21 protein-coding genes and 1 tRNA gene are annotated in these 13033 nt (G+C 37.9%); 1 reads left to right on the forward strand and 21 read right to left on the reverse strand.

Annotated elements, in window-relative coordinates; translation table 11 throughout:
• Positions 1–124: 124 nt before the first annotated feature.
• From EFT72_RS07140 to EFT72_RS07225, 19 genes are all read right to left on the reverse strand, one after another.
• Positions 125–523 (reverse strand): DUF6711 family protein, encoded by a 399-nt coding sequence (locus EFT72_RS07140; protein ID WP_124066226.1) that lies wholly within the window; start codon positions 521–523, stop codon positions 125–127.
• 127 nt (positions 524–650) lie between these two features.
• Positions 651–1322 carry a hypothetical protein gene (locus tag EFT72_RS07145; RefSeq protein WP_124066227.1) on the reverse strand — a complete coding sequence of 224 codons (672 nt, stop codon included), beginning with the start codon at positions 1320–1322 and terminating at the stop codon, positions 651–653.
• 86 nt (positions 1323–1408) lie between these two features.
• Positions 1409–1867 (reverse strand): sigma-70 region 4 domain-containing protein, encoded by a 459-nt coding sequence (locus EFT72_RS07150; protein ID WP_243109968.1) that lies wholly within the window; start codon positions 1865–1867, stop codon positions 1409–1411.
• Positions 1868–1869: 2 nt separating this feature from the next.
• A complete protein-coding gene (locus EFT72_RS07155) occupies positions 1870–2457 on the reverse strand; it encodes a hypothetical protein (protein WP_124066229.1) in 588 nt (195 codons plus the stop codon).
• A 15-nt stretch (positions 2458–2472) separates the two neighbouring features.
• Positions 2473–4140 carry a hypothetical protein gene (locus EFT72_RS07160; protein WP_124066230.1) on the reverse strand — a complete coding sequence of 556 codons (1668 nt, stop codon included), beginning with the start codon at positions 4138–4140 and terminating at the stop codon, positions 2473–2475.
• 85 nt (positions 4141–4225) lie between these two features.
• On the reverse strand, positions 4226–4741 hold the full coding sequence (locus tag EFT72_RS19640) for a hypothetical protein (protein WP_243109969.1): 516 nt from the start codon (positions 4739–4741) through the stop codon (positions 4226–4228).
• Complete coding sequence (locus EFT72_RS07170; protein ID WP_124066231.1) at positions 4731–5090, reverse strand: hypothetical protein; 360 nt, start codon at positions 5088–5090, stop codon at positions 4731–4733. The genes EFT72_RS19640 and EFT72_RS07170 overlap by 11 nt, the downstream gene beginning before the upstream one ends.
• A gap of 21 nt (positions 5091–5111) precedes the next feature.
• A complete protein-coding gene (locus EFT72_RS07175) occupies positions 5112–5498 on the reverse strand; it encodes a hypothetical protein (RefSeq protein WP_124066232.1) in 387 nt (128 codons plus the stop codon).
• Positions 5495–5803: a hypothetical protein gene (locus tag EFT72_RS07180; protein WP_124066233.1), complete on the reverse strand. Its 309-nt coding sequence runs from the start codon at positions 5801–5803 to the stop codon at positions 5495–5497. The genes EFT72_RS07175 and EFT72_RS07180 overlap by 4 nt, the downstream gene beginning before the upstream one ends.
• On the reverse strand, positions 5800–6276 hold the full coding sequence (locus EFT72_RS07185) for a hypothetical protein (RefSeq protein WP_124066234.1): 477 nt from the start codon (positions 6274–6276) through the stop codon (positions 5800–5802). Before EFT72_RS07185 ends, EFT72_RS07180 begins: the two co-directional genes overlap by 4 nt.
• 63 nt (positions 6277–6339) lie before the next feature.
• Positions 6340–6699 carry a 4-fold beta flower protein gene (locus tag EFT72_RS07190; RefSeq protein ID WP_124066235.1) on the reverse strand — a complete coding sequence of 120 codons (360 nt, stop codon included), beginning with the start codon at positions 6697–6699 and terminating at the stop codon, positions 6340–6342.
• 72 nt (positions 6700–6771) lie between these two features.
• A tRNA-Gln gene (locus EFT72_RS07195) sits at positions 6772–6843 on the reverse strand.
• An 80-nt stretch (positions 6844–6923) separates the two neighbouring features.
• Entirely contained in the window at positions 6924–7088 is a 165-nt protein-coding gene (locus EFT72_RS19220; protein WP_164473106.1) for a hypothetical protein, read from the reverse strand.
• Positions 7089–7100: 12 nt separating this feature from the next.
• The gene (locus EFT72_RS07200; RefSeq protein ID WP_124066236.1) at positions 7101–7493 is read right to left on the reverse strand and encodes a hypothetical protein; all 393 of its coding nucleotides are present in this window, start codon (positions 7491–7493) and stop codon (positions 7101–7103) included.
• A 12-nt stretch (positions 7494–7505) separates the two neighbouring features.
• Positions 7506–7835, reverse strand: coding sequence for a hypothetical protein (locus EFT72_RS07205; RefSeq protein ID WP_124066237.1), 330 nt, complete (start codon positions 7833–7835; stop codon positions 7506–7508).
• Between the two features lie 737 nt (positions 7836–8572).
• Complete coding sequence (locus tag EFT72_RS07210; RefSeq protein ID WP_124066238.1) at positions 8573–8776, reverse strand: hypothetical protein; 204 nt, start codon at positions 8774–8776, stop codon at positions 8573–8575.
• 15 nt (positions 8777–8791) lie between these two features.
• Positions 8792–9241 (reverse strand): hypothetical protein, encoded by a 450-nt coding sequence (locus tag EFT72_RS07215; protein ID WP_124066239.1) that lies wholly within the window; start codon positions 9239–9241, stop codon positions 8792–8794.
• Positions 9242–9296: 55 nt separating this feature from the next.
• A complete protein-coding gene (locus EFT72_RS07220; RefSeq protein ID WP_124066240.1) occupies positions 9297–9455 on the reverse strand; it encodes a ribbon-helix-helix protein, CopG family in 159 nt (52 codons plus the stop codon).
• Positions 9456–10625, reverse strand: a complete 1170-nt coding sequence (locus EFT72_RS07225) for a hypothetical protein (protein WP_124066241.1) — start codon at positions 10623–10625, stop codon at positions 9456–9458.
• Between the two features lie 245 nt (positions 10626–10870).
• Here EFT72_RS07225 and EFT72_RS07230 point away from each other — a divergent pair, with 245 nt between their 5' ends.
• Positions 10871–11449: a tyrosine-type recombinase/integrase gene (locus tag EFT72_RS07230; RefSeq protein ID WP_124066242.1), complete on the forward strand. Its 579-nt coding sequence runs from the start codon at positions 10871–10873 to the stop codon at positions 11447–11449.
• 38 nt (positions 11450–11487) lie between these two features.
• On the opposite strand, the gene EFT72_RS07235 is transcribed toward EFT72_RS07230, so the two are convergent.
• Together EFT72_RS07235 and EFT72_RS19225 are read right to left on the reverse strand one after the other, a co-directional pair.
• Positions 11488–12132, reverse strand: a complete 645-nt coding sequence (locus EFT72_RS07235) for a hypothetical protein (RefSeq protein WP_124066243.1) — start codon at positions 12130–12132, stop codon at positions 11488–11490.
• Positions 12133–12228: 96 nt separating this feature from the next.
• On the reverse strand, positions 12229–12399 hold the full coding sequence (locus tag EFT72_RS19225; RefSeq protein WP_164473107.1) for a hypothetical protein: 171 nt from the start codon (positions 12397–12399) through the stop codon (positions 12229–12231).
• Between the last annotated feature and the right edge of the window lie 634 nt (positions 12400–13033).

The following is a 13033-nucleotide window of genomic DNA, read 5'->3' on the forward strand; positions in this document are numbered from 1 at the left end:
AATGAATACCTCCTTCGAGCCAGCCACTTGATGAAATATCAAAGGGTCTATTAAAGTTGCCCTATTTTGTTTCATTGTAAATATCAAATATTTTTTAATTCACTATTGACATTTATTAGCTGGACTAATACTCAGTTATTGTTATCTTAATCGGCTTATAGAGTATATCCTTTTTACTCTCATCAACATTCACAATCTCATAGGGAATATCTGAAATATAAAACGCCCCCGATTTATACGAGGACGTGTTTGGATTCCAGTATTCAATTTGACATTTTACTCTGTTTCCATGTGGGACAAAAGCATTCAGCCTGTCTACGTCCATTAATCGCAAATACGTGGTAGAAAATTCCATGGAGGTAGCTGTATGCGGCAGGGCATTTCGGTGGAGAGCGCCATCACCATCACGGTATGGGTCAAGGTCCATTATCTGATCCGGCGTACACTTATAGGATTCAAGCGCGATCAGCTCATTCGGGAACACTGTTCCATTTATTTTTAATAACCAGCCTTCAAACGCCAATCTCCCACCTCCAGACATACAAAAAAGCGCCATCTTTGCGACAACGCTTTCTTTTCATTCTATACCACAATATCATTTTAACATATTAGAAATGGGAAATGTGGGAAATATTAGCTAATAATTTTATTTATTCATTGCCTTTTAATTTATTATAAGCGTTATGTATTGTTTCAAATAATTCTTTATAAATACCTTCATCTGAAGGCCCTCCACATACATATCTGCATTTCATTATATTAAATTCATCATCATCGTTATAAAAAATATGCATATCCTCGTTACCAGTATAATGGTTTAACTTTCCTATTACATAATAGATGTATTTTTCTTTATTATGTTTTACTTCATACATTATAGTATTACCATCCGACCCCATACTATTTTCATATGGCTCGTAAACTTTACCTTGTGCCGCAAAATTATCGATGATGCTACAATAAACATGAAACTTTTTATCTTTAAGAGCAATACTACCTTCTTGATACATTAAATCATCTACATTATAATTCTCATTCTTAATATTCCAAATTAGATCTTCCATTACTGTTTTAGTTTGCCATTCAAACTGAGTATGCAAAATATTCCAATAATTCTCATATAAATTCTTATACATCACTTTTTCCCAAGTATCATTTTCACTCTTTTCATTTGCAATCTTTTTTAATAAGTCGACATGTTCTTCATTTAGCGATTCATTATTAGATATTATATTTAATATTTGTAATTTTCTTCGAAATTCTTCAATTACTCCTATCTTAATACCCGTCTCAAGGTTTATCTGTTGTATTGTTTTTCTCATATTTTCACCTCTCTGTTTTTATTTATACTCGGATTATACTCGCATTCTAGTTTTCTGTCAACTCAAATGCGAAAACAATTATAATATCACTTTGAAAAATCAGTTAAATCACTCGGTTCCAAATACTTATCAATCTTCTTCTGAACAGTAGTTCTATCATAATTCAATTCCTTTGCTATAGCTTCATATGACCACCGCTCAACATACCGATAATACAAAATCTGCTTAATCTCCACTAATTCGGGTCCCAGTTTTTCAAGATAGCACTCTATCTCTAATTTCATATCTTCAAACAGCTGCTCGTTGCCTTTCAAATCAATCAGGAGCTGCCGGACCATCTTTTCTCTTTCTTCATTTGATTTGACACTTGCACCGGAAACCACAAAATGGCACTCCGTATACGGGAACTGCTTTAGGGATCCTTTTACAATTCCATATTCAGAAGTCAACGGATTATTCTCATAGTATTTTATCCTACGCCTGAGACGCTTAATCTCGGATTCCAAATATGTATAAGTTGCTAAATACTCCCTCGTCAATTTCATAATCAAACCCTCCTCATATAAGTTTGCCTATTGGCACCTAATCCAGCACTCGGCGTATTTAAAGCGGTTTCCAAATCCCACCCCAATTTACAAACTCTGTCCCTAACCGTTGATGGTTTTATATCATGCTCTCTACACAATTGGGCAAATGACTTCCTATTAGTAGGTCTTTTAAATGCCCTTTCAGAAGACCACCCATGAGTAATTCGATTGTGAATTGTATCATACGTTAGATCTAATTCATTACACCACACCATTAAATCCTTCGTCTGTCCCTGGTAAGTAACAAAGATAGAATCTCTTTTATTAAATGCCTGCTGTTGCCTTGTAATCCAAATACAGTTTTGGGGTTCGTAATCACCATTCACATCTTTTCGTTCTATGGTTAATCCATTCCTGTATCCATTTGCTTTTGCCCAATCTGCAAATTCATCAAAGCCCTTTAACCACTCATCATAGATTTTGATTCCTCTACCACCGTAATCTTTATAACGCTTACAATTCGGATTCAAACAGCGTTTTTTCATGCTATGATACGAATTCCATAAGCTTAAATTTTCCTTTTTGGGATTTCTCAATGTTTTTGCCATAAAAATAAAATCTCCTTAACATGGTCTTTGAAAAACTGTGACTTTAGCTCCACCCATATTTTGTGTGAACAATGCAAACTGTGCCCAACCATCGGGTACATCATCATGAACATTCTTACCTTTTACGGAATAACTAAGCAGAAAACTCATCATGACCCCATAATCACTTTTAGATTTATACAAGGAAGAATCTTTAAATAAAACATGCTTTTTGACCCAATCCGCATTTACAATAATTTTTGTTTCCTTATTGCTATCAGTAAATTTAGTGGTTATATTGCAACGCCCGTTTTTTTGCTCCACCAGCTTATTCACTTCGTACCCCACACGGCTACCACCGTTATTGCTTTCAAATTGGCATTGCTGCAGCTTGTAATCCACGATTATCTTGGAGCACCTTTCATATTGAACACCATAGTCGGAATTATCATCACAGATGCAATCCAGGCAGTAATAATCATTTCCATATTGGGCCACACAAGGAAGAAACATATAATCAGTACCCTTATCCTTCGTATCACAAATGCCAAGAAAAGCTTCAGGCTCTCTTTCCGGAAGCGTAAAGTATCGTCTTAATTCATCTTCATGATATAGCAGTCCTTCACGCTCAATCGGTTGGCTTTTATATAGACACTTATAGGAAATGTCATCCATGGCCAATGCCTGGTCATTGAAGAAAGCAACAGAAAAACCATTGTATTCGTAATCAAAATTCGATTCCTCGGTTACCGGATCAATATCGGGGACCTGAATGAATCTCACTCTGTCACTGTCGTGATATAAGTTTTTAATCCGGCCAATGACATCATGTACGGACCATCTGGTTGCAATATGGATTTCTTTACAGCCGTCCATCTTTCTCTGTTTACCGTCAACACTGTAGAGGGACCAGAGTTTATCTAACCGTACTTTATTAAGAGCCTCTTCAATACCGCCAATAAGATCATCACAATACAGGTACCGGTTACACCTAACTTTACCGGCATTTTTTGAGCCAATAGATGTGCACTGAATATTGGGGAATGGCTTATATTTATTGAAATTAATCGTCTCTGTTTTAGCATTTGTGCTTTCAAGTCTCACGTCTGGGAATATTTCACACCAGGTGTATTCGTCTGAATTTGTGGTGATATCATATATACCGTCATAGAACATTCTCGTGATATCGCCGCTATGAGAATAAAACAAGCTAAAATCATCAGGGTGCTTTCCTATTACCCACGAAGCAAAGAATTTCTCTAAGGTAGTTTTCTGCGTTCCGGGAGGCATTGATATACTCAAAATATCCAGCCTATCATCTTCCAGATCCTGCATTGCCTGGATCAAACCATGCTTATTCAGTTGCTTGCGTTTCGGTAAATAAAAGCGGTCCTTTGCTTCCCGGTTCTTCTCTAGGTAAATCAGATAAGATTCAAATAAATATGGAGCCTCAAAGAGCAAAGTCCTCCAGTACAAATCGTCCCACCGTATATTCATGGTCTGGACAAAACTTGAGACCGCCCATTTCTTAATAAATCCGGAATAGGCCATGATAAAATCCCTATCATCAACCGGAAAATCCGGATTATCTTGCATTGTATATTGGAGTTCTGATAACAGAATGTTCAGAATGTCGTAAGAAGGCGGCGTCTCAATCTGCCGCTTTAATTTTTTGATTATTTCCCGGTGTTCCTGGAAATCCATAGAAAAAGAGCCCCCTTCCTCTGTTTATTAACAAAGGTCTGAAGGCTCACAAGGCGCTGGTTTAAATCAGACGTTATAATTCACATTATACATTTACAATAAAATCCCTTTGGCACTTGCTATTCTTACATTTGTACGGCATCATATGTATTCTTGTTTCTAGCAAAATTTTTACTGCCTTTTTGCCACAATAAGGGCAAGCCGCCCAACGGCTCTCGTCTGGCAATACTCTTATCTCCGCCTGCCCATCAAATCCATCTTCAGGAAGATTCATTAACTTTGAAAAATTCAATTCAATCACCGACCTCCTGTTATCGGCCATATAGCACATGCTTTTATGACCATCATTGCAAGTGACTTCAAATGGTTCCACTTTCAAAGCGTGAAATTGTTCATCAAGAGTATATTCGCGTATGTCCATGGAATCTATTAATTTTTTCTGGTCAGCACTAAGTTTTACCGTGACCAAATTATGTCTTTGCATAATTGCAGGATAAAAAACTCCATCTATCTCAATCATGCAATGCATTGGCTCATCATGTTTCATAACCCGCCCAAACGGCTCTCTCTCCATTGATTCAATTACTTTACTATTGCTCATTCTTCACCTCATATGCACCGATTAAATCGCCCAGACCATATATGCCATCATCACAAAGATGGTACAAACAAACTGGCCCCACAGGCACATCAACACCATTTGTTTGCATACTTCCTCTTATAACACCTGTCTCTTGAAATTCTTTACCGCACCGGCGGCAACGATATATTACTCTTATGTCTTTTGTTTCCTTTTCAGTTAAATCAAATGTTTTTTTCAGGGCTTGCAATTCGCTCTCTAAAGAACTAATTTCCCTGTATAGGTCTTTTACGTGATCTAAATAAACGCCGTACTTCACATATTCGCTTCCATTTATTCTTACTGGCAGAGCCGTAGTTGCTAATCTCAATTATTCCTACCTCCCAACGATTTAATGAATCTTATCCAATAGATGCTGGCAAAACGCAATATGCCGCTCATTCAATGCTTCTGTAAGCCATGGACTAACAGGTATACCATTGAACGCAAATATATCCTCTTTATTTTTAATGTGATTCCTAGAAGTTTCAATTTCCACTTGCAAGAAGTATTCCATTTCTTCCGTCTTGGAATCACCTGTATTTTCGCTAACAGAAACAGTTAAGGTTACAAAAAACATTGAGCAGCCTTCCGTTCTGATATTCTTCACTGTCAGGTCAAGTAAATCAATTAAATGCTCTCTTCTTAATTTTTCACAGTTCTTTAGGCTCTTATAATCAAAACTGATACTGACCGTTTCATTATCATCAATAACTGCCAAAACATCTCTTAACTTCATTTCTCTAACCTCGTTTCAAATCCGGCGGCAACCAATATTTTATTAATATCCCATAGGTAGTGAGCAAACCATGAATCATAATGAGTACCATGGCGTTCATCACGATATTTGTATAAGTCCCTGCGTTTAATCGATTCCCCGTCAGAAAGCAGAAGCTTCAGGCAATATGCAAGTGTGTTTCCATTATTCCTACCACCCATTCTTATATTTCTTTTTCCCAAGAGATAATCCTTTTGCCAGTCGTACAACGAAAAACCAAATGCATTTTCTATCTTTTGAATGTCCAATAAGTCTATTACTTTCATTTCGCCCTCCTTTTCATAGGCAGGCCATGTAGCCGCCGCCAGTTATTCTGCTCCAGCTGTTCAAACGTACACAGTCCACATAGAACCATAAACAGTTCTCCGGACGACGCTATCGTATCCACAGATAATTCCAAAGAAACCGGCTTAAGGAAGTTTTCTATTTCCTTTTGCATTTTCTGCAAAACTTGTATATCATGCTGTAAAAAATCCAGTTTTATTTCCTCGTATAAAGGAATGTCTGGCTTCGAAAGTTTCAACCTCTCACGGAATCCCCCATTGCTATCATAAATCGGCACGTAACAATCCCCAGTCTGAATATCAGGGAAACTAAACATTACACCATTATCATTTAGCTTCACAAGCAGAGCCGCAAATACTTCAACCAATGGCTCTTTATCACAGAATCCAAACATTCTCTTATAATACTCAAATTGCACTTCCTTACGAACTTCTTTTTCGTCCATACACCTCATACTTTCACCTCATTTTCGTAATAAAAAACCAACCACCGAATATTGATGGTTGGTAATATAAAGTCATTGATTAAAAAATTGTTCTCCCGATAGATTTGACCAGCTTAAACACTTTCCTGGCTTACCATATTCTCCATGTCTTCCACTCTTTCCCGGTAACCCATGTTTTCCACTCTTTCCTGGAACTCCATGCCTACCTGGCCTACCTAGACCACTTCCACTTGAGTTTTCAGTAAAGAAAACATAATATCCTCTTAAGTCAATAATCCAGCCGTTTTCGTACCAGCCAATATGATGTCCGCTAAATGTATATATTGTCTCACCATATAAATATGCTACTGGTTTTCCATTAAACAAATAAATATGCTCACCATCATCATCTAAATATGCAATGGGTCTACCGTTACAATCATAAAAATTCATAATATTCCCCCTTTATCTTTATAGGAATATTATATCACTCCAACCATCAATATTCAATTTCCATTGTGCAAATTGGGCTGCCCGGATTCGAACTAGGAAATGCAGAAATCAAAATTCTGTGCCTTACCATTTGGCAATAGCCCATTAAATAACCCCCCTAGATTTAACCCATGCCCACTCGGTTATGAGCCGGACGCTCTGATAGAAGATCCATGAGAATGCGATTACTTCCAGATCGGCACCATCGCCAAAATATACATGATTGCCATAATACCAAATCCAATCGTCGTTGCCTTATCTCTTTTCCAGATTAACCCTCTGGAAAACCAAAGAATGAAAATCACCATAATTACATTCCAGACTGTTACAATCCATTTAAGCAATTCCAAATCCTTTACCCCCTATTTCACATCTTCCAAATCAAACACAATGCCCCTGCAATATGGTTCTCGGTCCTCATATATCATGAATGTTTCATGGGGGATATCAGTTTTATAAGTCCAGGTAATAACATTCCCATTTTCATCTAATGCGGATTTGTCACACCAAAGGGCTTCAATCTTGTTTGTAGCATAACCATCACTGTCAAATGCACCTTGACGGTCAAAATATATCACGCCACCTTCAAAACAACCTTGTTCATCATAAATGGCACCGTCAAATTCCATCAAATCATCAGAAGCACCGCTGACGATAACCAGACCAGCTTCTTTTGCCTCCTGCCGAACGTCCTTGAACGGCTCATAACTGTATTGCCGGCCATCAATGAGCCTTTTCAATTCTTTCTTGTCCATGGGTAACTCCTTTCAAAATTCATAGTCTTCAGAACCGCATTCTGTATCTTCTACAGGATCCGTTTCTATACCAACTATCCTGTTTGCTAATTCCAATGCCATCTGGTCATAAGGCACTGAGCCATCTATCTCCTGCAGATAGCCATAAATGCAAGCCACAAGAGCATTGTACCAGTCACCTTTCTGCAGAAATTCATTTCTGACGACATCTGCAGCTTCTTGGAAGCTACCAGAGTTTTCAATACTTTCGCTGTTCATCCACTCAACAAACTGTCTAAAAAAAGAATCTGACGCAGTTTTCATTATTTCTTCATTTGCTCCGATTACTTTATAGTTTCTCAATTTTGGTACCTCCCTAAAAATTCAGCTGGCTGCTTTACGCCCAGGTGCCGCCACCTGATTGACCGCATTTAATCCGACTTCCCATGCACGCCGGAACCCTAAATAGCGATTTAGATAACAGATCCAATATTTACATGGAAACGGTAACTGCTACAGGCAACGGTACTCTTGCGGTACAATTAACCCTATCTAAACCTCTCAAAGTATATAGAGGTATAGTGGCAAATCTTATAGGGGGGAATTTATCATACACTGATACTGCTATAGCTTCAATAAGTGGAGGGGAAATTGGCTCTCAAAACATAACACTAAATACAACAAAAATAATCGCAAGTGGCAATACTTTTTCTGTTGCTGTATGTTACCTGATTAATTAAATGATCCATTTAAGCAATTATATAGATAGCACCGAATAAAACTACTTCTTCTATAACTATGTCTATGTTAGGAGTGAATGCCAAGACACCTTGTGGGGTGATGTATGCATTCATTATACTATAAGGCGTACTACATATAACTGGAACAGTATTTTCAGGGCCATAATTGGGTGCAGGAAAACCAGTAATACTATAAGTAGTTCCAGATGTAAGTGTTTCAAATGTTCGCACCCTTAAATTAATAATCATTAATTTTCCGATCTGCGTGTGTCCCCCTGCACCAATCGAAGCGTTCCATACCGGTGTTAACCCTGACCCATTTACAATATTATTTCCTAAATCGCTATTTACATTGCCTTATTACAGAAAATCTTTTTCCCATTCCACCTCAACCCTTAAGAATCTTATTCCTGTTTTCTTTCCAGAGTAACCATGCGATATAGCGCTTAACACATATCCGATACTTAATCCAGACCAGTCAGCCAGTTCTCTTGACGTGTCTGCCACATAAAGCGGCAACTCATACTTATCGGTTTCTACTGCCATGTACAGCTTTTTCTTCATAGCATACAACCCTTTTTAGTTTTTAAGAAAAATTGAAATCCATCTTCGTGACCGGACCCGATTTATTAAAGTCACGGTATCCCCATCTTTCTCAACCTCTACATTGCAGTTATACCGGAGAATGGTTCGTCGGAACTTTCTGGCCAGATCTTCATCTGGCAGGTTATAAATCATATACGGGTTCCCGGCTTTATCAATAATTGGTTTTTTATCATCTCCAACATCACTATTCGTGCAAGGAATAATTGCCCCTCTTGTATGCCTACCAAAATAAAAAAACAACCAACAGGCTAATGGCCACTTACCGTCATTCAGAAAGTACGGATCATATCTGGGAATCCACCAAGGTTTCTTTAAAGAAAACTGAACGTACCATTCATAGCATTCCTGAGTTCTGAAATTCACAAATGCAAACAGGAAAGTTCCTCTATGTCTTTTGGCTAACAATAATTTACGATTGAACATTTATGTATCCTCCAGGGGAAAGGCCTTTTTATATTTTAAAAATTTTTCAGGACCATCAATCACGCATATCATTTAAAATAAGCTTGCGCAGATATTCCGACATTGAAACCTTTTCTCTATCCGCTCTTCTCTCTACCCAGGAACGCATATCTTCATTAATCCTAAGCTTAATTGTTGATTCTTTCTTGTCCATTGTTGGTCTACCAGTTCGCATTTACTCACCTCTTTTCGGTCTACCATCCGTCATTTTAGGAACCGTTAAAGCCTCTTCTATGGACATGCCTTTATGCTTTACACGATAAGCTACCGTCTCCATAGAAACACCAAATTGAGAGCACCACTCTCTTGCTGGCTTTTCAATGCCATTTATGGTCCAAAGTACTTTCTTTCTACCTGTGGGACCAACCCATTCATCAATGGGTCTGCGATTTTTCATTTGCATTTCATCCGTTGCCCACCTGCAGTTAGATGGTTCGTAATTACCATTTACATTTATTCGGTCAATCGATAATTCATCTGAATATCCGTTGCTCAATGCCCACGCTTCAAATTCCTCACAAGAATCTAACCACTGAGGACAAATGCAGATTCCCCTGCCCCCATAATCCGCGTAGTTATCAGTCCGGGAATTATAGCACCTTTGTTTCATTCCTTGCCATATACGGTATATACGCCTACTGTTCAACGGATTTTCTTTTTTAAGTGCATTTCGCATAAGTTCGATAGCCATACAACCACAACTTTTTACCACTCCAGTTTCCCAGTTATTTGGATTGACGTGTGTTATTTTTCCGCAGTCACACTTGCAAATAAAACGCTTTTCTTTCCGTTCATTTTTCGTTAAGCCAGTAACTGTAAGAAAATTGTTTTTTCGTCCGATATAGGATTCATCATATTTTACCAGCTGAACATAATGCTTATGGCATTTTGAACCTTTCCATGTTCCATTAACAATTACGCTTGCCATAACCTGTTTCTCACCGCCACAAGTTAAACACCTGACGGTCAATTTATCAGGACTGCCAAATTCAACTTCAATAACCTCATAATCACCATGTCTCTTTCCAATCTCCGAAAGAATTAATGCTTTTTTATTTTTTAAAATTTTTTCAGCTTCCACCCTTGCTGCTTCTTTTTGGCATTTACACGATTTAATCAACTCGGACCATTTATTACGGCCATTTATCATCATGCGATGAATTACTTTTCCGCAAAGAGAGCATTTCAGCGTAACATCTCTTCCTCTTTCGGCAAAATCATAATTTATATCCATGATTTCATAAACGCCATTCATGGTTCCAATACGAGCCTTGTAATCGGTCAGCATACTGTCAGCAGTGAAAAGGTCAATTCCATGATTAATTAAATCCAACTTACTATTCATTGATAACTCCTTTTGTGGTACAGAATAAATGATTCATTTTTACTCGGATAGGTGACTGGCTCCTAAACTGCCTGCCCCTAGACCCCCTCCGGCTACCTGTTCAGTCTACGTTTTTAGAGTTCGTAAAACATATCAAAAACGAACTATTACGTATTTACAATGGTTTTATGGTGTGGTATGATGGTGTTAATAGATTATACGAACTTTTCAGAAGTATTTTACGAACTTTCAAGGAGGAGTACAGAATGAATAAAAAAACTGTTACACTAACCAGAGAATCATATCAGCTTATCATTGACACAATCCGGTCTGGCTTCACAGCCAAAGACGGCACTATCTGTAAGCCAAACAACCGGATCGCTACCGCCTTAGTACTGGAAGCCAACCTGGGCTTACGTATTGGTGATGTTCTGCAGCTCCATGCCTGCGACATTATCAAGGACGGCGAACGTTATCGTCTTGACATCACAGAGGGTAAAACTAAAAAGCAAAGAAACTTTACTGTGCCGGTTGATCTGTATAATTATATCTTGCAATATGCGCTTGATAACGGCATTTCAAGCCGGGCAAAGCTATTTGACATAAGTGAAAGAGCTATACAGAAGCATTTAAAACTGGTCTGCGAGGCTCTAAGCCTTGATAATATTGGTTCCCACAGCTTCCGCAAATTCTACGCGACCAACCTTTACAATGACAATGGATACAATATTGAGCTTGTTCGGCAACTCCTGCAACACTCAAGCGCGGCAGTTACTCAACGATACATTGGCATTCAACCAAAGCAAATTGAAGAAGCCATTCAAAAAAATCTATTCTTGATTTAACATCTGCCCTGGCAACCGCCGGGGCTTTTCTTATGCCCTTAATCCGGCAACTCATCAGCCGAACCTGGTAGCAGGTCGACCGTTTTTGCCCTATCCTCAATCTCTGCTCGGCTGTATTCCGGCTTCCCAGCTTTGTCATCATAGGCAATAATCTGGACATTGTCACGATACCCGTAATTTGCTTTCAAGGCGAACATGCACCCAATATTGCCCGTTTGTATCACTTCATCGTACAAAGTTGATTCGCATTCTGATTTCCATTTTTGCGCCGAAACGGAGTGCCCAGAAGCGACTCGACCATCATATTCCCCTTTTAACCAGCTGTTGATAGTGTCTTTATTGATATTTACCATCATGGAAAATCTAAGTAATGTAGGCTTAATTCTACATGTACAACAGATAACAGTATAGATATCCCATAATATATTAAGCTCTTTAATATCATACTCTTTAGTGACTGTATTAAATTTAACTTTATACTTACGACCTATATCTTTTAATAACTCAGATAACCCCTGAGAAGAACATAAATTAATATTACTATGTCTTTTAATAAACTCATTAGAGATATCCATAATGGTAGCAGTAATATTATTAATATATTCTTTATCGTCTGTGTCTTTATCATCTGTATTAAGCTCTATAATAAAGCTATTAACTGTATAATCATCTGATTTAGGCATTGTATTTATATCTCCTTTCTGGCTCTTATACAGGTATCATACAGATACATATAAAAGCTTTATATATTTATTATCTGGGTATATATCACAGGTTTATTAATCTTTAATCATCTGATCTGATAGTGCAAAATTCATCCGATCCACTGGGTCAGGAATGACCTGATATAGCAATTCCAGACATTCATTCCGCTGTTCTGGATCGGTGCATTTCCCAGTGCCATTAAACCTGCAGCTCTCCCGACCGCACTTATCACTTATTACCTGCATGTTATCAACTCCTTGATTTTAGATTCATTCTGATCCTGTTCTATCTGTGCTATCACCATTAGATTTAATATCCATTCTGACGTTCAAATTCGCCCCCGTGCGCCGTTTCAAATGTCTACTGCGGGCATTTTCTCACCTGTCCATTTAAAAACGATTTTTGGGCAAATAAAAAAGCCGCCACCTGTTGCAATGTACGTTATGCAACGGGTCACGGCTCCGAGAGCTACCAGGACGGAGGAGTAATATATAAAATTGCTATATATCCCTATCCACCAAAATGTATATATTAACGTGGCTATATACTGCCTTCTTTTAGTTGTCATTGTCTATACGTTACCAGATAATTAAATAACTGTCAATATCTGGTATAAAGTTTTTTTATATTCCCCTATATAGTTATTATACATACCTCAGGGGATACAGAAAGCCTAAGAGTATATTATTAATAAACTAATATGTCTATGTATATTTTATAATATATAGGGCTAAAAAATGCATATTTTCGAATACAAAAAGCAGGCTTCAAAGCCTTTTCTGCTCTTCTGCCTGCCTGATTTAATCACCATGATAAATTCTCAATGTCCGGAAGATATACCCTTGAGTATTTCTTGTAGAGCCCCCTCGGCTTTTTCAG

Source organism: Clostridium sp. E02 (genome assembly GCF_003833015.1).
GTDB lineage: Bacteria > Bacillota > Clostridia > Lachnospirales > Lachnospiraceae > Lacrimispora.